At 46.8% G+C, this 22,629-nt stretch carries 17 protein-coding genes, 2 tRNA genes and 1 rRNA gene; 17 read left to right on the top strand and 3 right to left on the bottom strand.

The features are described from left to right. Nucleotides 1-60 precede the first annotated feature (60 nt). From DMI82_RS17060 to DMI82_RS17050, 3 genes are read left to right on the top strand one after another with little or no spacing between them, the layout of a single operon-like run. Nucleotides 61-1,101, top strand: coding sequence for an aldo/keto reductase (locus DMI82_RS17060; RefSeq protein WP_110104059.1), 1,041 nt, complete (start codon nt 61-63; stop codon nt 1,099-1,101). Beyond that, nucleotides 1,098-2,246 (top strand): exonuclease SbcCD subunit D, encoded by a 1,149-nt coding sequence (locus DMI82_RS17055; protein ID WP_110104058.1) that lies wholly within the window; start codon nt 1,098-1,100, stop codon nt 2,244-2,246. The genes DMI82_RS17060 and DMI82_RS17055 overlap by 4 nt, the downstream gene beginning before the upstream one ends. Further along, nucleotides 2,243-5,152: an SbcC/MukB-like Walker B domain-containing protein gene (locus DMI82_RS17050; protein ID WP_110104057.1), complete on the top strand. Its 2,910-nt coding sequence runs from the start codon at nt 2,243-2,245 to the stop codon at nt 5,150-5,152. The genes DMI82_RS17055 and DMI82_RS17050 overlap by 4 nt, the downstream gene beginning before the upstream one ends. Before the next feature lie 121 nt (nt 5,153-5,273). On the opposite strand, the gene DMI82_RS17045 is transcribed toward DMI82_RS17050, so the two are convergent. Continuing rightward, nucleotides 5,274-6,758 carry a DUF1846 domain-containing protein gene (locus DMI82_RS17045; protein ID WP_110104056.1) on the bottom strand — a complete coding sequence of 495 codons (1,485 nt, stop codon included), beginning with the start codon at nt 6,756-6,758 and terminating at the stop codon, nt 5,274-5,276. Between the two features lie 175 nt (nt 6,759-6,933). Between DMI82_RS17045 and ftsH the strand changes: the two genes are divergently transcribed. The 4 genes from ftsH to DMI82_RS17025 all read left to right on the top strand — a co-directional run bounded on the left by ftsH (nt 6,934) and on the right by DMI82_RS17025 (nt 12,999). Next, complete coding sequence (ftsH, locus tag DMI82_RS17040) at nt 6,934-9,072, top strand: ATP-dependent zinc metalloprotease FtsH (RefSeq protein ID WP_110104055.1); 2,139 nt, start codon at nt 6,934-6,936, stop codon at nt 9,070-9,072. A gap of 72 nt (nt 9,073-9,144) precedes the next feature. Continuing rightward, nucleotides 9,145-10,992, top strand: coding sequence for an excinuclease ABC subunit UvrC (uvrC, locus tag DMI82_RS17035; RefSeq protein WP_110104054.1), 1,848 nt, complete (start codon nt 9,145-9,147; stop codon nt 10,990-10,992). Between the two features lie 110 nt (nt 10,993-11,102). Next, entirely contained in the window at nt 11,103-12,050 is a 948-nt protein-coding gene (gene hprK / locus DMI82_RS17030) for an HPr(Ser) kinase/phosphatase (protein ID WP_021651515.1), read from the top strand. Nucleotides 12,051-12,063: 13 nt separating this feature from the next. After that, a complete protein-coding gene (locus DMI82_RS17025; protein ID WP_021651514.1) occupies nt 12,064-12,999 on the top strand; it encodes an ROK family glucokinase in 936 nt (311 codons plus the stop codon). A 177-nt stretch (nt 13,000-13,176) separates the two neighbouring features. On the opposite strand, the gene DMI82_RS17020 is transcribed toward DMI82_RS17025, so the two are convergent. Next, on the bottom strand, nt 13,177-15,813 hold the full coding sequence (locus tag DMI82_RS17020) for a transglycosylase domain-containing protein (RefSeq protein WP_059086826.1): 2,637 nt from the start codon (nt 15,811-15,813) through the stop codon (nt 13,177-13,179). A gap of 178 nt (nt 15,814-15,991) precedes the next feature. Between DMI82_RS17020 and DMI82_RS17015 the strand changes: the two genes are divergently transcribed. Beyond that, nucleotides 15,992-16,648: a YigZ family protein gene (locus DMI82_RS17015; RefSeq protein ID WP_022426677.1), complete on the top strand. Its 657-nt coding sequence runs from the start codon at nt 15,992-15,994 to the stop codon at nt 16,646-16,648. A 104-nt stretch (nt 16,649-16,752) separates the two neighbouring features. Here the strand turns inward: DMI82_RS17015 and DMI82_RS17010 are convergent, their stop codons facing one another. Beyond that, the gene (locus tag DMI82_RS17010) at nt 16,753-17,271 is read right to left on the bottom strand and encodes a peptidylprolyl isomerase (RefSeq protein WP_021651510.1); all 519 of its coding nucleotides are present in this window, start codon (nt 17,269-17,271) and stop codon (nt 16,753-16,755) included. Between the two features lie 93 nt (nt 17,272-17,364). On the opposite strand from DMI82_RS17010, the gene tsaE reads away from it, so the two are divergent. From tsaE to DMI82_RS16965, 9 genes are all read left to right on the top strand, one after another. Then, entirely contained in the window at nt 17,365-17,805 is a 441-nt protein-coding gene (tsaE, locus tag DMI82_RS17005) for a tRNA (adenosine(37)-N6)-threonylcarbamoyltransferase complex ATPase subunit type 1 TsaE (RefSeq protein WP_015525922.1), read from the top strand. Next, nucleotides 17,802-18,527: a tRNA (adenosine(37)-N6)-threonylcarbamoyltransferase complex dimerization subunit type 1 TsaB gene (gene tsaB, locus DMI82_RS17000; RefSeq protein WP_110104053.1), complete on the top strand. Its 726-nt coding sequence runs from the start codon at nt 17,802-17,804 to the stop codon at nt 18,525-18,527. The genes tsaE and tsaB overlap by 4 nt, the downstream gene beginning before the upstream one ends. Continuing rightward, the gene (gene rimI, locus DMI82_RS16995; protein WP_110104052.1) at nt 18,524-18,967 is read left to right on the top strand and encodes a ribosomal protein S18-alanine N-acetyltransferase; all 444 of its coding nucleotides are present in this window, start codon (nt 18,524-18,526) and stop codon (nt 18,965-18,967) included. The genes tsaB and rimI overlap by 4 nt, the downstream gene beginning before the upstream one ends. A gap of 77 nt (nt 18,968-19,044) precedes the next feature. Further along, on the top strand, nt 19,045-19,956 hold the full coding sequence (locus tag DMI82_RS16990; RefSeq protein ID WP_015525919.1) for a ribonuclease Z: 912 nt from the start codon (nt 19,045-19,047) through the stop codon (nt 19,954-19,956). A 4-nt stretch (nt 19,957-19,960) separates the two neighbouring features. Continuing rightward, a complete protein-coding gene (tsaD, locus tag DMI82_RS16985; RefSeq protein WP_015525918.1) occupies nt 19,961-20,980 on the top strand; it encodes a tRNA (adenosine(37)-N6)-threonylcarbamoyltransferase complex transferase subunit TsaD in 1,020 nt (339 codons plus the stop codon). Between the two features lie 21 nt (nt 20,981-21,001). Then, nucleotides 21,002-21,706, top strand: a complete 705-nt coding sequence (ispD, locus tag DMI82_RS16980) for a 2-C-methyl-D-erythritol 4-phosphate cytidylyltransferase (protein WP_015525917.1) — start codon at nt 21,002-21,004, stop codon at nt 21,704-21,706. Nucleotides 21,707-21,884: 178 nt separating this feature from the next. Next, nucleotides 21,885-21,970, top strand: a tRNA-Ser gene (locus tag DMI82_RS16975). 139 nt (nt 21,971-22,109) lie between these two features. Next, nucleotides 22,110-22,198: transfer RNA gene (locus DMI82_RS16970), tRNA-Ser, on the top strand. Nucleotides 22,199-22,515: 317 nt separating this feature from the next. Beyond that, nucleotides 22,516-22,629, top strand: a 16S ribosomal RNA gene (locus DMI82_RS16965); the annotation flags it as partial.

The raw sequence follows: 22,629 nt of genomic DNA, 5'->3' as shown, positions 1-22,629 counted from the left end.
GGATCTACGGAAAAAAGTTATAATAGAAAAAGATATATATGAATACGGGAGGTTACGTAGATGAAATATATACAGCTGAACAATACAGATCTGAACATCAGTCCTATCTGCCTCGGAACAGCAGGATTTGGAGATAAATCAGATCTGGAAAAAAGCTTTGAGATTCTGAACGCATTTGTACGCGCAGGTGGAAATTTTATTGATACGGCAAATGTCTATTGCAAATGGCTAAAAGGACATGGAAACTGCAGTGAGCAGATCATAGGAAAATGGCTGAAAGAGAGTGGCATGCAAGGAAAAGTTATTGTGGCAACGAAGGGCGCGCACTATTCCTTTGAGGATCCGGGCCGCAGCAGAGTGAACAAAGAAGATATCCGCATGGACCTGGATGAGAGTTGCCGCACACTGGGAAAAGATGAGATGGATTTTTACTGGCTTCACAGAGATGATCCGGAGAAACCGGCGGAGGAAATCGTGGATATTCTGGAAGAATTGAAAAAAGAAGGCCGGATCCGTTATTATGGATTTTCTAATTACCGCACAGAGAGGCTGAAAGAAATTGCTCAGTGTCTGAGAGAACGAAATCTTTCAGGGATCACAGCAGTATCCAATCAGTGGAGTCTTGCAGGAATCAATCCCGGAGGAAATACAAATCCGGATCCTACACTTGTGGAGTTTTCCAGGGAAGAATATCAGTGGCACTGTGAGACAGGCGCTGCTTCCGTTCCGTTTTCTTCCACTGCAATGGGATTTTTTTCAAAACTTCAGAAAATGGGGCTTTCCTGTACAGATGCAGAGGTGGATGAATCCTGGATGCGGGAGAAGGAAACACAGATCACAGGTCTTTCAGAAAGTATGAAAAGATCCTACTGGAACGAGACAAACCTTCGCACCTATCAGAAGCTGTTAAAGCTGCAGAAAGAAACCGGCCACAGCCTGCAGGCCCTGTCTCTGGCATACTTTTTCAATCAGCCATTCCAGATTGTGCCTGTAACCGGCGTCAGCAATCCTTCACAGCTAAAAGATGTACTGGATGGCTGTGAGATCGATCTTGCACCGGAACTGTTCGGAGGCTGGGTGAGCGCAGGAGGTGATCGATGAAACTGATCCATTTATCAGACCTTCACCTAGGAAAACGAGTCAATGAGTTTTCCATGATCGAAGATCAGAAATATATTTTGAACGAAATCCTGAGGATCATTGATGAAGAAGCACCGGATGGGATCCTTCTCGCCGGTGATCTTTATGACAGACCGGTTCCTTCGGCGGAGGCAGTGCAGCTTTTTGACCGGTTTCTTACCAGGCTTGCAAAGCGGAAGCTCCCGGTGTATGCCATCAGCGGAAATCATGACAGTGCGGAAAGGATCGCTTTCGGTTCACAGATCATGAGCAGCAGCGGGATCTGTATGTCCCCGGTATACGATGGAAAAACAGAAAAGTACTGTTTAACGGATAGCTATGGAGAAGTTTGGATCCATCTGCTTCCATTTGTGCGTCCGGCAACTGTGAGGCACGGACTGGAAGGAGAGAAAGGTGTGGATGAGATCCGTACCTACCAGGAGGCTGTGCAGGCAGCAGTTGCACATATGGAGATTGATAAACGTTATCGCAATGTATTGATCGCCCATCAGTTTGTGGTCGGTGCCATGCGCTGCGATTCTGAAGAGATCTCCGTTGGAGGTATCGACCAGGTGGAGGCAGATGTGTTCCGAGATTTTGACTATGTGGCACTTGGCCATATCCACAGTCCTCAGAATGTGGGAAGCGAGCACATCCGCTACTGCGGAACTCCTTTGAAATATTCTTTTTCCGAGGCAGGACAGCAGAAATCCGTGACAGTTGTGGAGCTTCTGGAAAAAGGAAATCTCAGGATCAGGGAGATTCCGCTGAAGCCTCTTCGGGATATGCGAAAACTGAAAGGCACATACATGGAGATCACATCACTGTCCAGTTATCAGGACACAAACACAGAGGATTATGTGCAGATCACGCTGACAGATGAAGAAGATATCGTAGATGGAATGCAGAAGCTCCGTACTGTTTATCCGAATCTGATGAGGCTGGAATATGATAACCGACGCACAAGAGAAAACCAGGAGATCGCAGGTACAGAAACGGTGAAAAGGAAATCCGAGCTGGAATATTTTGAGGAATTTTTTGAACTGCAGAATAACCAGCCCATGAATGAAGAACAGCGGAAATATTCCGAAGATCTGATCCGTAAGATCCAGGAGGTGAGACAATGAGACCGGAAAAACTAACCATCAGTGCCTTCGGGCCCTATGCAGACAAAACAGAGATTGATTTTTCAAAGCTTGGAGAGGGCGGTCTCTACCTGATCACCGGTGACACCGGAGCGGGAAAAACTACGATCTTTGATGCGATCACCTTTGCGTTATATGGAAGAGCCAGTGGAGAGGTAAGGGAATCCGCCATGTTCCGGAGTAAGTATGCAAAAGATTCCACGGAGACTTTTGTGGAGCTTGTTTTTTCCTATCAGGGGAAAACCTATCACGTGCGCCGAAGTCCGGAATATATGGCTCCGAAAAAAAGAGGCACCGGACAGACTCTTAGGAAAGCTGAGGCACAGCTGATCTATCCGGATGACCGGCAGCCGGTGACAAAGGCAAAAGATGTTACTGTGGCAGTGGAACAGCTTCTGGGACTGAGTTACGATCAGTTCACACAGATCGCAATGATCGCCCAGGGAGACTTTCAGAAGCTGCTGTTGGCAGGAACTCTGCAGCGAGGGGAAATCTTCCGGCAGATTTTTCATACGGGCCTTTACCAGCAGCTCCAGATAAAGCTCCGGGATGCGGCTATTTCCAGATATAAAGAATATGATGAGATGCGCCGGAGTATCGCCCAGTATCTGGATGGTGTGAAGTTCCAGCCGGATGCAGGGATGGAAGAAGAGGAATTTTCAAGGCTTAAAAAAGCGAAATTCGAAGGAAAGCTGGAACGGAGTCTTGAGCTTCTGAAACTGTTTATTGACAGAGGAGAACTCCGGGAAAAGGAACTTCAGAAACAGGAAAAGGAATTGGAAGAGAAGCTTCGGACAATGGAAACCATGCTGAATCTTTCTGCACAGAAACGAAGCCTGGAAGAGAAACGAGCGCTTGCTCTGGAGCAGCTTGAAAAGATTCTTTCGGAACTTGCGAAGGCGTCAGAAGAGGCAGAAAAATATAAAGATGCAGATCAGAGATGTGAGGAACTTGGCCTTCTGATCCGGGAAAAACAGGAAAAGCTGAAAAAATACCAGGATCTGGAGCAACTGCAAGAAGAACGAAGAGAAATTGAAAGACAGTTGGGAAATTGTCAGACGCAAAAGGAAAAAATCATCCGGCAGGAAGAACAGCAGCAGAAAGAAATGGAGCAGCTGAAAACGGAACGGGAGCAGCTGGGAAATTCTGAGCTTGACCTGCAGAAAGCGCTCACAGAGAAAGAAAAACAGACGCGGAGAAAGAGAGAACTGAATGGACTTATTGCTGAGATCCGGAGATTCAGAGGCCTTTATGATGAAACCAAAGAGCAGCAGAAAAAGTATCAGTCTGCTTACAGAGATGCACAGCAGCAGAGGGAATATTATCAGCAGATATTCCACATTTTTCTGGATGCACAGGCAGGTCTTCTGGCCCGGGAGCTTAAGGATGAAATGCCCTGCCCTGTGTGCGGTTCCCTGAGCCATCCACATCCCAGAATGCTTTCAGAAGAACAGACAGTTGACCAGAAAACACTGGATAACGAGAAAAGCAGGCTGGATAAAATGGAGAAGGATTCTGTAGATCAAAGCCTGAAAGCCGGAAGCTTAAAGGAACAGAGCAATGCATCCTGGAGGCAGATCGTAGCCAGTGCAGAAGAGCTTCTGGAAGAGTTTCAGGAATTCCATAAGAAAAATAAAAACGGGAACGGACAGGCAGAGGATTTTCTGACTGTGTGGAAACAGCTGACTTCCATGGTAAACAGAGCGCAGGAACAGTGTGAGGATCTTCTGATGGAAAGTGAGAAAGAGATCAGGAAAGCCCAGGAAAATACAAAAAGAAAGAAAACAGTGGAAAATGCCATGGAGCGTCTTGAAAAAGAAAAAGAGGAGCTGCAGGAAAAAAAGAATTTCTTTGACAGAGAGCAGGCCGGCCTGAGTATGAAAGCATCCGAGAATCAGAAACAGCAGCAAAATGCGGCAGAGGAGATCCGACAGATCCGTCTGGAAACGGAAAAAGATAAGTCCTGTAAAGCGGACAGTACGAAATCGGAAGCCTTGAAAGCAGGAAAAGAAGATCTGGAAAAAGAAATCAGGGAAAAGCAGCAGGAATACGGGGAACTGAAGGAAAACAGCAAAAAAGTGAAAGAAACGCTGCAGAGATTTCAGTCAGAAAAAGAAAGGATAGCTTCCTCTATAGAGACTTTTGAAGCGCAGAAAAAAGAGATCGGAGAGATTCCGGAAGCGGAGATTAGAGAACAGCATGCACAGACTACTGCGAGGAAAGCAGATCTCACAGAAAAAAGAAAAGAGCTTTTTTCCGTTCAGAGTGGAAACCAGGATATTTTTCAGAAAGTGCAAAAGGGCCGGGAGGAAATGACAATAGCGGAAAAAGAATATGCATGGATCAGGAATCTTTCGGATACAGCCAATGGAAAACTGAACGGAAAGGCAAAGATCGAGCTGGAAACCTATATCCAGATGGCATATTTTGACCGGATCCTGCGAAGAGCCAATCTCCGTCTTATGACCATGAGTAGCGGTCAGTACGAACTGAAACGCCAGGAGCAGAGCAAAAATCAGAAAGAAAAAGCAGGTCTCGATCTGAATGTCATAGATCACTATAACGGAACAGAACGAAGTGTAAAGACATTGTCCGGTGGGGAATCCTTCCAGGCATCTCTGTCCCTTGCACTGGGCTTGTCTGATGAGATCCAGGCCTGCGCAGGGGGAATCCGGCTGGATTCCATGTTTGTAGATGAAGGATTCGGTTCTCTGGATGAGGAGTCTCTGGAGCAGGCATTAAAAGCGCTGAACAGCCTTGCAGATGGCAGACGCCTGGTAGGGATTATTTCCCATGTTTCCGAGCTGAAGGAACGAATTGACAATAAGATCATCGTTACCAAGCAATGTGGCGGAGAAGGTGTGGGAAGCAGTATCCGGATACAGTAACGCAGAAATAAAATAAGAATAAGATAAAAAAGCTCCGGCCGGGATGACATATATATGTATCGTTCTGGTCGGAGCTTCTTATATAGCTTTTTATTTATACAGAAGGTATGTTATCAGAGAATCAGTCTTTCTGATAATTTTTCTTCTGTTCCTTCTTGGCTTCGCAGGTAAGCTCAACACCAAGCTTACGGAAGCTGATCACATCCACATCGGAAAGCATTACGGAAGTATGAGCCTGGCATCCACGGAGATTCGGAATCTGTTCCAGGGCAAGGCGTGCGGCATCGCTGGTTGCGGCACTCATGGAAAGGGCAATCAGGATCTCATCAATGTGAAGACGTGGATTTTTGCTTCCAAGATATTTGGTCTTCAGCTGCTGGATCGGATGTATGGCATCCGGAGAGATCACATGAAGCTCGTGATCGATTCCTGCCAGCTCTTTCAGGGCATTGAGAAGAAGCGCAGCGGATGCGCCGAGAAGATCGGAGGTTTTTCCGCATACGATCTTTCCGTCAGGAAGTTCCAGAGCGGCGGCAGGGCCATTGGTTGCTTTTTCTTTTTCGAGGGCAGCCGGAACAACCTTACGGTCAGTGATCTCTGCATGAGCCTGCTGGAGAAGAAGCTCGATCTTACGTACCTCATTCTCTGTGCCGGAGCCGGAAACCAGAGCGTTCATGCTCTTATAATAACGGCGGATGATCTCCTGGCGGGAAGCCTCCTGGCATACTTCATCGTCAACGATGCAGTTACCTGCCATGTTGACACCCATATCTGTCGGAGATTTATAAGGGCAGCTGCCCATGATCTTCTCAAACATGGCCTGTACAACAGGGAAAACTTCTACGTCACGGTTGTAGTTGACGGTAGTTTTGCCGTAAGCCTCCAGATGGAACGGGTCGATCATGTTGACATCGTTCAGATCCGCAGTGGCAGCTTCGTAGGCAAGGTTTACCGGATGTTTCAGAGGAAGGTTCCAGATCGGGAAGGTCTCAAATTTTGCATAGCCGGCTTTTACTCCTCGTTTGTATTCGTGGTAAAGCTGGGAAAGGCAGGTTGCCATCTTTCCACTTCCTGGTCCCGGTGCTGTGATCACGACCAGAGGTCTGGTAGTTTCAATATAATCATTCTTTCCATAACCTTCGTCACTTACAATAAAGGAAGGGTTGCTTGGATAGCCGGGGATCAGGTAAAGCTTGTAGACACGGATTCCCAGTTTCTCCAGACGTTTTTTGAAGAGATCGGCACTTTCCTGGCCGGAGTACTGTGTGATGCATACGCTTCCCACATACAGGCCACGGCTTGAAAACTCATCCATAAGACGAAGAACGTCTTCATCATAGGTAATGCCAAGGTCGCCTCGTACTTTATTCTTGTCAATGTCATTGGCACTGATAACAATAACGATCTCCGCCTGATCAGAAAGCTGCATCAGCATGCGGAGCTTGCTGTCCGGTTCAAAACCCGGAAGAACACGGGATGCATGGTAGTCGTCAAACAGTTTGCCGCCGAATTCAAGATAAAGCTTGTTGCCGAACTGACCGATTCTTTCACGGATGTGTTCTGACTGCATTTTCAGATATTTGTCATTATCAAAACCTATTTTCATTTGTCTGATTTCCTCTCCTCTTTAATTTTCCAATTCACTGGGAACAGTATACTACAACTTTACGTTCACTGGCAATATCCAATGCGGTGTTTTTTCGATGGTATTTTTGTAATCTCGCAGTTGATTTATATGGTTTTTCTCTTTATAATAAAGAAATGACAAGAGGAGGAAAAAAATGAATAATCAACTGAATAATGATCAGGACGGGAAGCGACCTGACAACAAAGATCCCAGGCAGGGATCAGGTAAGAATCATCAGTCGATTCTGGCTTTTCTGATATGCCTCCTGGTCACACTGGTGTGCTTCGCGTTGTTTACCAATATGCTGAAGGATAACAGCAGTGAGATCTCCTATGATAAATTTATCGATATGGTGGATAAGGACCAGGTTAAGGAAGTAACGATCCAGTCCAGTACATTGACGATCGTACCCAAGAAAAAGAATTCCAAGTACGAGGATATGAGCTATTACACCACGAAGACCGAAGACAGTACAGCACTTACCAAGAGACTGGAAGGAAAGGGAATCAAGTTTGAGACCGATCCGCCGGATGTTTTTGGTGAATTTGTTGCAATGATCCTGAGCGTGGTTCTGCCGACACTGCTTCTGTTCGGACTTCTGATGTTCTCCATGCGCCGCATGAACAAAGGCGGCGGGATCATGGGCATGGGCGTAGGCAAGAGCAAAGCCAAGGCATATGTGCAGCAGGAAACGGGAGTTTCCTTTAAGGATGTGGCAGGTCAGGATGAAGCCAAGGAATCACTCCAGGAAGTTGTGGATTTTCTTCACAACCCCGGAAAATACACAGCCATCGGAGCCAAGCTGCCTAAGGGCGCACTTCTTGTAGGCCCTCCGGGAACCGGTAAGACATTACTTGCCAAGGCAGTTGCAGGTGAAGCACAGGTACCGTTCTTCTCTCTTTCCGGCTCGGAATTTGTGGAGATGTTTGTGGGCGTGGGTGCCTCACGTGTCCGTGATCTTTTCGAGGAAGCCAAGAAGAATGCTCCGTGTATCGTTTTTATCGATGAGATCGATGCCATTGGTAAAAGCCGTGATTCCCGCTATGGCGGCGGAAATGATGAGCGTGAGCAGACATTGAACCAGCTGCTTGCGGAGATGGATGGCTTTGATACATCCAAGGGACTTCTGATCCTTGCTGCGACAAACAGACCGGAGGTTCTTGATCCGGCTCTTCTCCGTCCGGGACGTTTTGACAGACGTGTGATCGTTGACAGACCGGATCTTAAAGGAAGGGTGGATATCCTGAAGGTACATGCCAAGAATGTGCTTCTGGATGACACCGTTGATTTTGAAGCTATTGCACTTGCAACTTCCGGTGCGGTAGGCTCTGATCTTGCCAATATGATCAATGAGGCTGCGATCCTTGCAGTCAAGAAGGGACGTAAAGCTGTATCACAGAAGGACCTGGAAGAATCCGTAGAGGTAGTTCTGGTGGGAAAAGAGAAGAAGGATCGTATCTTAAGCAAACAGGAACGCCGGATCGTATCCTACCATGAAGTCGGACACGCACTGGTAAATGCACTCCAGAAGGATGCGGAGCCTGTACAGAAGATCACCATCGTACCCCGTACCATGGGAGCACTGGGTTACGTTATGCAGGTACCTGAGGAAGAAAAATATCTCAACACCAAGAAAGAGCTGGAAGCTATGCTGGTAGGCTATCTTGGCGGACGTGCTGCAGAGGAGATCGTTTTTGACACAGTCACTACAGGTGCTGCCAATGATATTGAGCAGGCTACCAAGGTGGCCAGAGCCATGATCACACAGTATGGTATGTCTGAGAAGTTCGGACTGATGGGACTTGCCACACAGGAGAACCAGTATCTCAGCGGAAGAGCAGTTTTAAACTGTGGTGATGATACCGCAACAGAGATCGATCATGAGGTGATGAAGCTTCTCCACCATTCCTATGAGGAAGCCAAGAGGATCCTTGGAAGTCACAGAACAGAGATGGATAAGATCGCAGAATATCTGATCCGCAAGGAAACCATTACAGGTAAAGAGTTCATGAAGATCCTCCGTGCAGTTCAGCAGGGCCTGGATATCTCGGAGAATCTGGATGATCTGGTACTTTCCGAGGATGAAAAAGAAGTGTCCAATAAACAGGACATTGAAACGATTGTAGAAAATAACGAGACTGCAAAAAGTACAGAATCGGTTCAGTTCAGACCGGAGATATCCGGACAGGAACTGACAGAGGATATGCAGGCACCGGAGAAAACAGAAGAATCTGCTCAGACAACAGATGCTGATCATACAGAAACAGAAGAAAAGCCGGGATCACAGGCATAAAACAGATCATAAGAAAACCGGGAGAAATCCCGGTTTTCTTATTACTGTAATAGTAAAACAGGAGAATAAAGTATGTTCATAATCGAGGAAGAATTAAAGAAGCTTCCGGCAAAACCGGGAGTTTATATCATGCATGGCGAGAAAGACGAGATCATCTATGTGGGAAAAGCCATAAGCCTTAAGAATCGTGTGCGCCAGTATTTCCAGAGCAGTCGTAATAAAGGTGCCAAGATTGAACGGATGGTTACACATATTACGAGATTTGAGTACATTATTACGGATTCGGAGCTGGAAGCCCTTGTGCTGGAGTGTAATCTTATCAAGGAACATCGTCCGAAATATAATACCATGCTCAAAGATGACAAGAGCTATCCGTTTATTAAGGTGACAGTTCATGAGCCATACCCGAGAGTGCTTTTTGCCAGGAGAATGAAAAAGGACAAGGCAAAATATTTTGGTCCCTATACAAGCGGCGGAGCAGTAAAGGACGTGATCGAACTGGTGCGAAAGCTGTATCAGGTGCGCTCCTGCAACCGCAGTCTTCCGAGAGATACCGGAAAGGACCGGCCCTGTCTGTACTATCATATGAAACAGTGCAAGGCACCCTGCCAGGGATATATCAGCCAGGAAGAATACCGGAAGAATATCAATAAGGTGATCAAATTTCTGAATGGAGATTTTCAGGACGCCATTAGTGAGCTGATGGAAAAAATGCAGAAAGCTTCGGAGGAAATGCGCTACGAAGATGCTATGGAATACCGGGACCTGATCAGCAGTATCCGGAAGATCGGGGAACGGCAGAAGATCACCGGCTACGGGCAGGAGGACAGGGACATCATTGCAGTAGCCATGGATGACAGTGAAGACCTCAGGGATCAGGATGCGGTTGTCCAGGTGTTTTTTATCCGGGATGGCAGGCTGATCGGCAGAGATCATTTTTATCTCCGTGTGGCAAAGGGCGATACAAAGGCGCAGGTCCTTTCCAGCTTTCTGAAACAGTTTTATGCGGGAACGCCATTTATCCCATCTGAGATCATGCTGCAAAGTGAGATTGAAGATGCAGATATCATCGAGGAGTGGCTGTCAGGAAGGAGAAAGCAGAAGGTACACATTCGGGTCCCGAAGAAGGGAACCAAGGAAAAGCTGGTAGAACTTGCCCTGGAAAATGCCCGTATGGTACTTGCCAAGGACAGAGAACGGATCAGGCGGGAGGAAGGACGAACCATCGGAGCTGTTCACGAGGTGGAAGAATGGCTGGGCTTGAAAAATGTGGTGCGCATGGAAGCCTATGATATTTCAAATATCAGTGGCTTTGAGTCTGTGGGATCCATGGTAGTCTATGAAAAAGGACGTCCCAAACGCAGTGATTACCGTAAGTTCAAGATCAAATGGGTACAGGGACCCAACGATTATGCCAGCATGGAAGAGGTTCTGACCCGAAGGTTCACTCATGAGAGTAACGGAGAATTTGACAGCTTTGCAAGGCTTCCGGATCTGATCCTGATGGATGGTGGAAGAGGGCAGGTAAATATCGCTCTGAAGGTGTTGAATGAGCTTGGGATAAGCATCCCGGTCTGCGGTATGGTCAAGGATGATCATCATCGGACGAGAGGCCTGTATTTCAACAATGTGGAGATTCCTATTGACACATCCGGCGAAGGCTTCCGTCTGATCACCAGGATCCAGGATGAAGCCCATCGGTTTGCCATTGAATACCATCGTTCCCTCAGGAGCAGGGAACAGGTCCATTCTATCCTGGATGATATCCCGGGGATCGGTGATACCAGGAGGAAAGCCCTTCTGCGTAAATTTAAATCTGTGGAAAATATCCGGGATGCATCGGAGAAAGAACTGGCACAGACAGAGAGCATGAATGCCAGAAGCGCCCGTCAGGTCTATGAATTTTTTCATAAATCCTGATGCTGCATTGCAGTTTCAGCAGTGATTGTGTATAATTAAAAATAAGGTGTCTCACGCCTCGGTAAAACGGCAGTGAGAATGCAAACTTTCAGCGAAAAGGAGACAAAAGTATGAAGGGTGTACAGTTGACAAAGATGGTACAGGAACTGGAGCTTAATAATCTGACTCCGGAGATCGACCTGTCAGGCATCGTGATCAAGACTGCGGAGATCAACAGACCTGCGCTTCAGCTTACCGGATATCTGGAGCATTTTGCCAATGAACGAGTTCAGATCATCGGATATGTAGAGTATACGTATCTGATGCAGCTTAATGAGGAGGAGAGACGTTTTAAATATGAACGTTTCATTTCCAGCAAGATCCCATGTGTTATTTTCAGTACCATGACTCGTCCGTCTCAGGACATGATCGATCTGGCTGTTAAATATAATGTTCCGACATTCGTGACAGAAAGAACAACTTCCAGTTTTATGGCAGAGATCATCCGTTGGCTGGGCGTGCAGCTTGCACCATGTATTTCTATTCATGGTGTGCTGGTTGATGTTTACGGCGAGGGAATCCTGATCACAGGTGAGAGCGGTATCGGTAAGAGTGAGGCAGCCCTGGAGCTGATCAAGAGAGGTCATCGTCTTGTCAGTGATGATGTTGTTGAGATCCGTAAGGTCAGTGACGTAACACTGGTGGGATCTGCGCCGGATATCACACGTCACTTTATCGAACTTCGTGGTATCGGTATCATCGATGTAAAAACACTGTTCGGTGTTGAGAGCGTTAAGGATACCCAGTCTATCGATCTCGTGATCAAGCTTGAGGAGTGGGACAGAGACAAGGAATACGATCGTCTTGGACTGCATGAGGAGTATACAGAGTACCTTGGAAATAAGGTAGTATGCCATTCTCTTCCGATCCGTCCGGGCCGTAACCTGGCGATCATCGTTGAGGCAGCGGCTGTCAATCACAGACAGAAGAAGATGGGATACAATGCGGCAGAGGCTCTGTACAAGCGTGTACAGGCAAATCTTGCGAAAAAAAGAGAAAATCCGGATGACGAAGAATAAGAGAGGGTAAGAAATGGGAACATATTGTTTTGGAATCGATGTAGGTGGAACAACTGTAAAATGCGGACTTTTCCGTACGGATGGTACTCTTGTTGAGAAATGGGAGATTCCAACCCGTAAAGAAAACAATGGAGATCAGATCCTTCCTGATGTGGCAGCAGCAGTAAATGCCAAGATGGAAGAAAAGGGTATCTCCAAAGAGGAGGTGGAAGGCGTCGGGATCGGTGTTCCGGGACCGGTAAACTCCAAAGGCGAAGTATCACGTGCAGTAAATCTCTTCTGGGGATATAAGAACGTTGTGGGAGAGATGGAAGAACTTACAGGTCTTCATGCGGAAGCTGGAAATGACGCCAATGTAGCGGCATTGGGAGAGGCATGGAAGGGTGCTGCAGCAGGCTCCTCCGATGTGATCATGGTCACACTTGGAACAGGTGTAGGCGGTGGTATCATTGTTGATGGAAAGATCGTGACCGGACATCACGGAGCTGGCGGTGAGATCGGACATGCCAATGTGGATCATCATGAAACAGAATCCTGCAACTGCGGAAACAGGGGCTGTCTGGAACAGTATGCTTCTGCGACCGGAATTGTCCGCATGGCAAAAAAAGAGCTTGCAGCTTCCGGTGAGAACAGTGTTCTCAGAGATGCCGAAGAGATTTCAGCAAAAGCAGTTCTGGACGCATTTAAGGAGAATGATCCGGTAGCTGTAGCAACCATGGAAAAGGTCGGAGAGCAGCTGGGTGGTGCTCTTGCCATTATTTGCTGTGTGACAGATCCGGAGACCATTGTTATCGGCGGAGGAGTTTCCAAGGCCGGACAGCCGCTTATTGACTGTATCCGGAAATATTACAGAGAGTATGCTTTTGAATCCTGCAAGGATACTCCTATCGTGATCGCGACACTTGGCAATGATGCAGGAATCTACGGTGCAGCCAAGATGGTACTTTAACCGAACCAGGGAAGTACCCTGCTTCAATTGCGAAAAGTAATAAGCGGTGGGTGGGACTTGCCTGAACTGATAAACTGCGAGACAGTAAGAAGTTATTAAAAGTAAAAAAAGTGGTTTCCATATTTCAGGAAACCACTTTTTTTATATGTTGTTTATGAAAGATACCTATAATGGAGATCATTCATAATATTCTACCGGATCTTCGCCGGTGTCATCGCCACCGGTATCATTGCTGTTATCATAGCTGCCGTCATCACCACCGGTGTTGTCGTCTGTTCCGGAATTGTCAGTATCATCACCGGTATTATCGGAACCGTCATCGGAATTGTCAGTATTGTCAGTGTCGGTGCTGTCAGTACTGTCCGGAGCTGCGCTTGGAATCGCTTCAGCTGCTGCATCGGTATCGGCGTCCGTATCTTCGTTATAATAATAGTCCTCTTCATCGTAATCGCTGCTGCCGTAGAAATGCTGATCACAGTATTCGGTGGGAAGACTGGAGATATCAAAATACTCTGTGATAGTCGGGCATCCGGATCTGGGAAGAAGACCGGTTTCTGCGCAGACACTGGCTTTTTCCACACTGGAAGGCATATCGAAATCTCTGTCCTCCAGGCCCTCGTGGATACGGGTCATAACCTTTTTCCAGAGATTTTTGTGGAAGTTACGGGCATCTTCCGGAATTTTTTCGTTGTTGTCATAGCCGGACCATACTGCACAGGTGTAGTACGGTGTGTAGCCTACGAACCACAGGTCATTGTAGTCCTCTGTAGTACCTGTTTTTCCGGCTACAGTCATATTGTCCAGCTGGCAGGCGGTACCGGTACCTTTTTTTACAACGTCTTCCATGGCGCTTGTAAGAAGATAAGCGGTACTGTCTTTGATCACAGATCTGGAAACGGAGGAGTTCTCGATCAGAACATTTCCGTCATGATCAAGGATCTGTGTATAATAGATCGGTTTGATATAGTTCCCGCCATTAGCAATGGCTGCATATGCAGCACAAAGTTCCACGTTCTTGACACCTTTGGTGATACCGCCAAGAGCAGTAGCCAGGTTGGCGTCACTCCAGATATTTCCGTTGGCATCTTTATCTGCCTCAGTTCCGTGAGCTAGTGTGGTGAAACCGAAATCATCCAGATATTTAAGGCCGAGAGCCGGGGTAACCTGCTCCAGGCATTTAACAGCTACAACGTTGATAGAATTCTGGATCGCTTTGCGGATGGTGGTCTCGCCGCCGTAGCTTCTTGAGGCGTTGTTGACAGGAGATCCGTCCGGGTATTCGTAAGGCTCATCCATAAAGGTTGTAGCAAGGGTATCGCCTTTTTCGTTCAGCGCCGGTGCATAGGTGGAAACGATCTTAAAGGTAGAACCAGGCTGTCTGGTCGTATCAGTGGCACGGTTCAGAGTCAGGCTGGCTGTTTTTTCACCACGGCCTCCGATCAGGGCTTTTACGTAACCGGTATGCTGGTCAATGACAGTCATGGAAGACTGTGGCTGTGGCGCAAAGTTTACACGCTCAGATACTACGGTGCTTCCGTCTGCCAGGATGTTAGCCTTGTATTGATCCACATACTGCTGACCTTCTTCAGGAGAATCAAAGAGAAGATCAAATTCCGGATCCTGATCACGGAAATACAGCTGCAGCATTTCTTTGCTGTAGTTTGTCTGTTTTCCATCCGGGCTTTGTACAGTCAGTGCATAATCCAGTTCATACTGAACATTGGCCGGATAGTTATCAGGGTTTGCATATTCCTCATCAAGGATCTGCTGCATGTTGGAATCCAGGGTTGTCATGATCTTCAGACCACCGCTGTAAAGAAGATTGGTAGCCTGTGTCTTGGTATATCCTTTAATGTTCATCAGGTCGCTGATGACCTGATTGGTAACCTCATCTTCGAAATACGTGTAAACGGTACTTTCTTCTTCGGTGTTCTCAAGCTGTGCGGCCTGGATACGGGAATAAACGTCATCATTCAGTGCTGCATTATATTCATCCTGTGAGATGTAATTCTGATCCAGCATGTGATCCAAGACTTCCTTCCGTCTCTTGGAGTTTGCCTTTGGATTGGTGATCGGATTGAATTTGGTAGGGTTCTGCGTGATGCCGGCAAGGGTGGCACATTCAGAAAGATTCAGATCCCATACGTCTTTGTTAAAGTATTTTTTGGAAGCGGCCTGTACACCGTAGGAACCTGCACCCAGGTTAATGGTATTCAGGTAATTCTCAAGAATCACATTTTTGTCATATTTTTTTTCAATCTGTACAGCAAGGTACTGCTCCTGGAACTTACGTGTGAAACGTTCCAGCTGTGTGGATTCGTTGGTCCAGTCAGTGAAAACATTATTCTTCAGAAGCTGCTGTGTGATGGTACTGGCACCCTCGGAAAAGTTACCGGTGGTGATCGCCTTCATTCCGGCACGTGCGATACCGCGGACATCAATACCGTTATGTTCATAAAAACGCTCATCCTCAATGGCTACCACTGCATGCTGCAGACTGACCGGGATCTGGTCCAGGGAGACCGGGAGACGGTTGGATGTAGGGGCTGAAAGCTGTCGGATCTGTGTTCCCTGGTCATCATACAGGAAGGTTGCATATCCGAGAGGTGAAATATCCACATCGTTGACGTCAGGTGCTCCGGCGATCACGCCCCGGAAGGAGCCGATACCAAGGCAGACAACCATGACGCAGACTGCGATCAGAGCTGTAAATAAAACCCGGATAAACGAAACATGTGCTCTTTTTTCCAGCATGGAAGTACGGGAGATCAGAGCATTCCGCTTCTTGGAAGTGGATCTTTTTCCGTAGTTCATAATATTCCTCCTTTATAATCCGTTTCATTATAACAAATATGGAAAGCCAAATAAAGCCTTAAAAAAAATTTCACAATTCATGATATCTTATACATTGTGCAATGAAGATAATTATTATACAATAAAGAAAACTCTGCCTGAAACAGAGGGTTGGATATAGATAACGGAGGCGTAAACCATGCTGGAACATTATAAAACCATATACGAAGGCGGCGAAGGCGAACTTGTGGAAAAAAAATCCCGTTTCATCGCAACCGTCCGTCCTGTGGAAACAGAAGAAGAGGCCCTTGCCTTTATCGAAGAAATGAAAAAAAAATACTGGGATGCACGTCATAACTGCTATGTATATTCCGTAGGGATGAACCGGGAAGCCACCCGCTGCAGTGATGACGGAGAACCATCCGGAACAGCCGGAAGGCCTATGCTGGATGTGCTTCTGGGAGCCGGGATCTATAATGCGGCCATTGTGGTGACCAGATATTTTGGAGGTGTCCTTCTTGGGACAGGAGGGCTTGTGCGGGCATATTCCGGTGCAGTCCAGGCAGGACTGGCGGCAAGTACCGTCATTGAGAAGCATCATGGAATCTCTCTTCAGGTGACGACGGATTATACAGGGATCGGAAAGATCCAGTATATCGCAGGAGAAAGAAGTTTGCCGATCCTGGATTCCGAATATACCGACAAGGTTGTCCTGAAGCTTCTTGTGCCGGATGATCAGGTCGAAGAGGTGAAGAAGGCGATCACAGAAGGAACAAACGGAAGAGCCGGACTTGAGAAGGATGCAGAACTGTATTTTGCGAAAGTAAACGGAGAAGTGAAGACCTTCGAAAAGTAAAAGAAAAGAGAATGTCAGTATAAAAATACCCCGGGAAGAGGGCAGATGATCTGTGTTACAGTCTGCTCTTCGCGGGGCTTTTTTATTTCAGAAAATTATTCCTGTTAGCATTTCTCCGGTTCCGGATAATCCACACCAAAGGTATCAACAGTCATGGAGCTGATCTTCTGCTCGTCAAGAGGACGGTCACTGTAGTCCGTGTCTGTCTCTGCGATAGCATTTACAACATCCATGCCCTCAATGATCTGACCGAATGCAGCATAGCTTCCGTCAAGATGCGGAGCAGCCTTGTGCATGATAAAGAACTGGCTTCCGGCAGAGTTCGGATTCATGGCTCTTGCCATGGAGAGAACACCTGGTGTATGCTTCAGGTCGTTTTTGAAACGGTTCTGGGAGAACTCACCCTTGATGCTGTATCCCGGGCCACCCATACCGGTTCCGTCCGGGCATCCGCCCTGGATCATAAAGCCGTTGATGACACGGTGGAAGATCAGGCCGTCATAAAAGCCTTTTTTTACAAGGCTGATGAAGTTATTTACTGTGTTCGGGGCAACTTCCGGATATAATTCCGCTTTCATTACATCGCCATTATCCATTGTGATGGTAACGATAGGATTTGCCATAGTTTTCGCACTCCTTTTCAAAAAGTATTGTATTTCGCTGTTCGCTCTATTATAATATGCAAAGAATAATTGTGCAAGAAAAAGGTGGAAAATATGGTCATAGAAACGCATGATCCTGAGGAAACATTCGAGGTCGGAAGGACGATCGGAATGAATGCGAAGCCGGGACAGATCTACACACTGACAGGCGATCTGGGAGTTGGAAAAACCGTGTTCACACAGGGAGTGGCAGCAGGTCTTGGAATTACAGAACCTGTAAACAGCCCTACGTTTACCATTATCCAGGAATATGAAGACGGACGTCTGCCATTTTATCATTTTGATGTATATCGTATCGGGGATCTGGAAGAAATGGAAGAGATCGGATACGATGATTATTTTTTCGGGCAGGGAATCTGTCTGATCGAATGGGCGGAACTCATTGAGGAGATCCTGCCGGAAAAAAGGATTGAAGTTACCATTGAAAAAGATCTTGAGAAGGGCTTTGAATACAGAAAGATCACCATTGAGGAGAGAGGAGAAAAGACAGAATGAGAGTTTTGGCACTGGACAGTTCCGGAATCGTGGCATCCGTAGCCGTTGTGGAGGACGATATACTGGTAGCAGAATATACAGTTAATTATAAGAAAACACATTCCCAGACTCTTCTTCCCATGCTGGATGAGATCGTGAAGATGACAGAGCTGGATCTGAAGACGATTGACGCTATTGCGGTAGCCAAGGGACCGGGCTCTTTTACCGGACTCCGTATTGGCTCTGCCACAGCCAAGGGACTTGGACTTGCTCTTGACAAACCCCTGGTCGGGATTCCGACTGTGGAGGCACTGGCCTATAATCTCTATGATGTAAACGGACTGATCTGTCCGATCATGGATGCCAGAAGAAAGCAGGTTTATACGGGAATCTATCGTTACGAGGATCACAGGCTCATGACGGTAAAGGATCAGATGGCAGTGGGAATTGAGGAGCTTCTTTCCATGCTGAATGAGATGGGAGAAACCGTAACATTCCTCGGAGACGGAGTCCCGGTATTTAAAGATATCATCGCAGATAAGCTTACTGTACCGTTTTCTTTTGCACCGGCCCATCTTTCCAGACAGAGAGCAGGTGCTGTAGGTGCACTTGGTGTCCTTTATTATAAAGAAGGCAGAATCGAGACAGCGGCTGAGCACAAACCGGATTATCTCCGTGTTTCACAGGCTGAGCGGGAGCGTGCCCAGAAACTGAAAAAAGGATCAGAAGGGGAAAACGCATGATCTTAAGAGAAATGCTTGTGGATGATCTGGATCAGGTTATGGAGATCGAAGAGGAACTTTTTTCAGTCCCCTGGACAAAAGAGGGATTTCTGACATTTCTTATGAAAGAGAACGGGATGTTTCTTGTTGTGGAAGAAAAGGGCCGGATCCTGGGATATTGTGGTCTTCTTACGGTGCTGGATGAGGGGGATGTGACCAATGTGGCTGTCCGCAGAGAACGTCAGAGAGAGGGAATCGGAAATTTCCTTATGGAGAGTATGATCCGTCTGGCAGAAGAGCGTGGGATCACCATGATCCATCTGGAGGTCCGGGCAGGAAATGAGACTGCGATCCGGCTTTATGAACGTCAGGGATTTGTGCGGGATGGCCTGCGAAAGGGGTACTATACAGATCCCACAGAGGATGCTGTTCTTATGACACGCACCGCAGTTTCTGAATAGGCTTACCCGGGAGAGGTACTTGTCTGTACGGGATAAGTATGCTAAACTTTGCCACAGAACAGGAAAAGAGGAAAAATATGTTAGATGTTTGTTTACTTGGCTGCGGAGGAATGATGCCGCTGCCACGCAGATGGCTTACCGCACTGATGACCCGTTATAACGGCAGCAGTCTGATGATCGATTGCGGGGAAGGCACTCAGGTGGCCATTAAAGAAAAGGGCTGGAGCTTCAAGCCTATTGATGTGATCTGTTTTACCCATTATCATGGGGATCATATCAGCGGACTTCCGGGACTCCTTTTGACTATGGGAAATGCAGACCGCACAGAACCGCTGACTCTGGTAGGCCCAAGAGGACTGGAACGTGTGGTAAGCGCACTTCGTGTGATCGCACCGGAGCTGCCCTTTGAAATTAAATTTATCGAGATCACGAAACCGGAGGAAGTTCTGGAACTGAATGGGTACCGGATCACTGCATTTCGGGTGAACCATAATGTTACCTGCTATGGATATACCCTTGAGATCCTGCGCCAGGGAAAATTTTCTCCTGACAGTGCCAGAGAGCATGAGATCCCGCTGAAATTTTGGAATCCGCTGCAGAAGGGACAGACTGTGGAGGATGAAGGAAGGATCTACACACCGGATATGGTGCTTGGTCCGCCAAGAAAAGGGATCAAGCTTACCTATACCACAGATACCAGACCGACAGAGTCTATTTTACGTAATGCAAAAGGTTCCGATCTTTTTATCTGTGAGGGAATGTATGGTGAAGATGACAAGATCGAAAAGGCAAAAGGCTACAAACACATGACGTTTCGTGAAGCGGCCACTCTTGCCCGTGATGCGGAAGTGGGGGAAATGTGGCTGACCCATTACAGCCCTTCTCTGGTACGTCCGGATGATTACATGGATACAGTACGTGAGATCTTTCCGAAGGCATGGCCGGGAAAAGACGGGAAGAGTGTGGAACTGAATTTTGAAGAGGACTGAAAAAATGAAAGATACATTAATTCTTGGTATTGAGAGCTCCTGTGATGAAACGGCAGCTTCCGTTGTAAAAAATGGAAGGACTGTCTTATCAAACGTGATTTCCTCACAGATCGAGATCCATAAACTGTACGGAGGTGTTGTACCGGAGATCGCCTCCAGAAATCATATAGAAAGGATCAACCAGGTCATCCAGGAAGCGCTGGACGAGGCAAATGTCACTCTGGATGATATTGATGCTATCGGTGTAACCTATGGACCGGGGCTTGTCGGTGCACTTCTTGTAGGTGTGGCAGAAGCCAAGGCTATTGCCTATGCAAGAAACCTGCCACTGGTAGGCGTGCATCATATAGAAGGCCATGTTTCTGCCAATTATATTGAGCATCCGGATCTGGAACCGCCGTTTCTCTGTGCCATTGTATCCGGTGGACACACCCATCTTGTTATTGTGAAGGACTACGGCCAGTTTGAGATCCTGGGCCGAACCAGAGACGATGCGGCAGGTGAGGCATTTGATAAGGTTGCACGTGCCATTGGGCTGGGATATCCGGGAGGACCGAAGATCGATAAGCTGGCAAAGGAAGGAAATCCGGACGCTATCGAGTTTCCACGTGCAAAAATCGGCGAAAATCCATATGATTTCAGCTTCAGCGGCGTGAAGTCCGCAGTTCTTAATTATTTAAACGGGGCAAAAATGAAAGGTGAGGAAGTAAACCGTGCAGATATCGCGGCATCCTTCCAGAAGGCGGTTGTTGACGTACTGGTAGAGCATACCATGCAGGCAGCAGCTGATTTTGGCATGAAAAAGGTTGCCATTGCAGGAGGTGTTGCTTCCAACGGAGCACTTCGCACTGCTATGGAAAAAGCATGTACAGAACGTGGATACAAATTTTACCGTCCGTCACCGATCTTCTGTACGGATAACGCAGCGATGATCGGTGTGGCAGCTTACTATGAATATATCAGGGGAACACGCCACAGCTGGGATCTGAATGCGGTTCCGAACCTGAAGCTTGGCGAAAGATAAAAGAATCCGGGGTAATTGATCATGGGAGAGTGCAGAAATACAGCTATTGTCCTGGCAGCAGGCCAGGGAAAGAGAATGCACAGCAAAATACAGAAGCAGTTTATGGAGCTTGACGGGATGCCGGTGCTCTGTTATTCTCTGCGCTGTTTTCAGGAAAGTCCGCTGATCAGGGATGTGATCCTGGTAACAGGGGAGGAGTATGTTTTCTGGTGCAAAGAAGAAATCGTGGAAAAATATGGTTTTACAAAGGTTTCTGCTGTAGTATCCGGCGGAAAAGAACGGTACGATTCTGTTTATGAAGGACTTCGTGCGTGTAAAGACACAGAGTATGTGCTGATCCATGACGGTGCCAGACCATTTATTGATCATGGGATCATTGAAAGAGGACTTATGGCAGCAGCACAGACAGGTGCCAGTGTTACAGGCATGCCTTCCAAGGATACAGTTAAGATCGCAGATGAGGATGGGAATGTCAGTGAAACTCCGGATCGCAGCAGTGTATGGATCGTCCAGACTCCGCAGATCTTTCAATACCCGCTGATCTATGGCGCATATACCAGCATTCGGCAGAAGGAAATGACCGGAATTACAGATGATGCCATGGTTGCAGAACATGAGACCGGGGTGAAGATCCGCTTTTCAGAAGGTTCTTATCGCAATATTAAGATCACAACACCGGAAGATCTGGTGGTTGCGGAGGCATTTTTGAAGGAAAACAGAGAGTAGAATAGAGAGTAGAACAGGGTGAAAATCCCGGTAAATATGGACATATAGCAGAAATTGAAGCTATATGTCCAATTTTTTGAAAAAAATATCAAATTTGTTATTGACAGGGGAGATATTTGATGATAGAATACAACATGCGCTGACAAAACAGCACAAAAAATGTTGGAAAACATTATATGGAGAGATATCGAAGTGGTCATAACGAGGCGGTCTTGAAAACCGTTTGTCCGCAAGGGCGCGTGGGTTCGAATCCCACTCTCTCCGTTTGTCAAATACAGAATAAAAACTTTTTAAAAAAGTAAAAAAAAGTACTTGACAACATAAAAGATACGAGATATAATATCACCTGTCGCTGAGAACGGCAGAGATAAATATCGGAACTACTTAGTAAGTAGGGCAATTTGGAGAAGTACCCAAGCTGGCCGAAGGGGCTCCCCTGGAAAGGGAGTAGGTCGTTAACGCGGCGCGAGGGTTCAAATCCCTCCTTCTCCGCTTTAATTTTTTTGAAGACTAAATGCTTCAAAAAAATTAAAAAAAGTTCTTGACAAGCAGTTGAGAATGAGATAAAATGAACAAGCTGTCCGAGAGACAGACGCAACAAACCTTGATAACTAAACAGTGAAACACATACGATTCTCGAAAATTTCTTTACATTTAAAGAACGGTTTAAACAAACCAAAAGCAGTAAAAACGAGAGATAGCCAAACGGTTGTCTTGAGTAAACGAATCAAACACTTCTTAAGCCTTTGGCTTAATCAGTGTGAGCTGCAATTAAGTTGATGCGAGCATCACTGAATTGCTAACACATTTTATCAGAGAGTTTGATCCTGGCTCAGGATGAACGCTGGCGGCGTGCTTAACACATGCAAGTCGAACGGGAATTACTTTATTGAAACTTCGGTCGATATGATTTAATTCTAGTG

Origin of the sequence: Blautia sp. BCRC 81119 (assembly GCF_003184505.1) — a bacterium.
GTDB classification, from domain to species: domain Bacteria; phylum Bacillota; class Clostridia; order Lachnospirales; family Lachnospiraceae; genus Blautia_A; species Blautia_A fusiformis.
This window is presented reverse-complemented; position numbering and strand designations above follow the sequence as displayed.

Excerpts from the sequence above, each read along its gene's own strand:
- DMI82_RS17060 (WP_110104059.1), top strand. The coding sequence starts at position 61 with ATGAAATATATACAGCTGAACAATACAGATCTGAACATCAGTCCTATC.
- DMI82_RS17055 (WP_110104058.1), top strand. The coding sequence starts at position 1,098 with ATGAAACTGATCCATTTATCAGACCTTCACCTAGGAAAACGAGTCAAT.
- DMI82_RS17050 (WP_110104057.1), top strand. The coding sequence starts at position 2,243 with ATGAGACCGGAAAAACTAACCATCAGTGCCTTCGGGCCCTATGCAGAC.
- DMI82_RS17045 (WP_110104056.1), bottom strand. The coding sequence starts at position 6,758 with ATGAAAATAGGTTTTGATAATGACAAATATCTGAAAATGCAGTCAGAA.
- ftsH (WP_110104055.1), top strand. The coding sequence starts at position 6,934 with ATGAATAATCAACTGAATAATGATCAGGACGGGAAGCGACCTGACAAC.
- uvrC (WP_110104054.1), top strand. The coding sequence starts at position 9,145 with ATGTTCATAATCGAGGAAGAATTAAAGAAGCTTCCGGCAAAACCGGGA.
- hprK (WP_021651515.1), top strand. The coding sequence starts at position 11,103 with ATGAAGGGTGTACAGTTGACAAAGATGGTACAGGAACTGGAGCTTAAT.
- DMI82_RS17025 (WP_021651514.1), top strand. The coding sequence starts at position 12,064 with ATGGGAACATATTGTTTTGGAATCGATGTAGGTGGAACAACTGTAAAA.
- DMI82_RS17020 (WP_059086826.1), bottom strand. The coding sequence starts at position 15,813 with ATGAACTACGGAAAAAGATCCACTTCCAAGAAGCGGAATGCTCTGATC.
- DMI82_RS17015 (WP_022426677.1), top strand. The coding sequence starts at position 15,992 with ATGCTGGAACATTATAAAACCATATACGAAGGCGGCGAAGGCGAACTT.
- DMI82_RS17010 (WP_021651510.1), bottom strand. The coding sequence starts at position 17,271 with ATGGCAAATCCTATCGTTACCATCACAATGGATAATGGCGATGTAATG.
- tsaE (WP_015525922.1), top strand. The coding sequence starts at position 17,365 with ATGGTCATAGAAACGCATGATCCTGAGGAAACATTCGAGGTCGGAAGG.
- tsaB (WP_110104053.1), top strand. The coding sequence starts at position 17,802 with ATGAGAGTTTTGGCACTGGACAGTTCCGGAATCGTGGCATCCGTAGCC.
- rimI (WP_110104052.1), top strand. The coding sequence starts at position 18,524 with ATGATCTTAAGAGAAATGCTTGTGGATGATCTGGATCAGGTTATGGAG.
- DMI82_RS16990 (WP_015525919.1), top strand. The coding sequence starts at position 19,045 with ATGTTAGATGTTTGTTTACTTGGCTGCGGAGGAATGATGCCGCTGCCA.
- tsaD (WP_015525918.1), top strand. The coding sequence starts at position 19,961 with ATGAAAGATACATTAATTCTTGGTATTGAGAGCTCCTGTGATGAAACG.
- ispD (WP_015525917.1), top strand. The coding sequence starts at position 21,002 with ATGGGAGAGTGCAGAAATACAGCTATTGTCCTGGCAGCAGGCCAGGGA.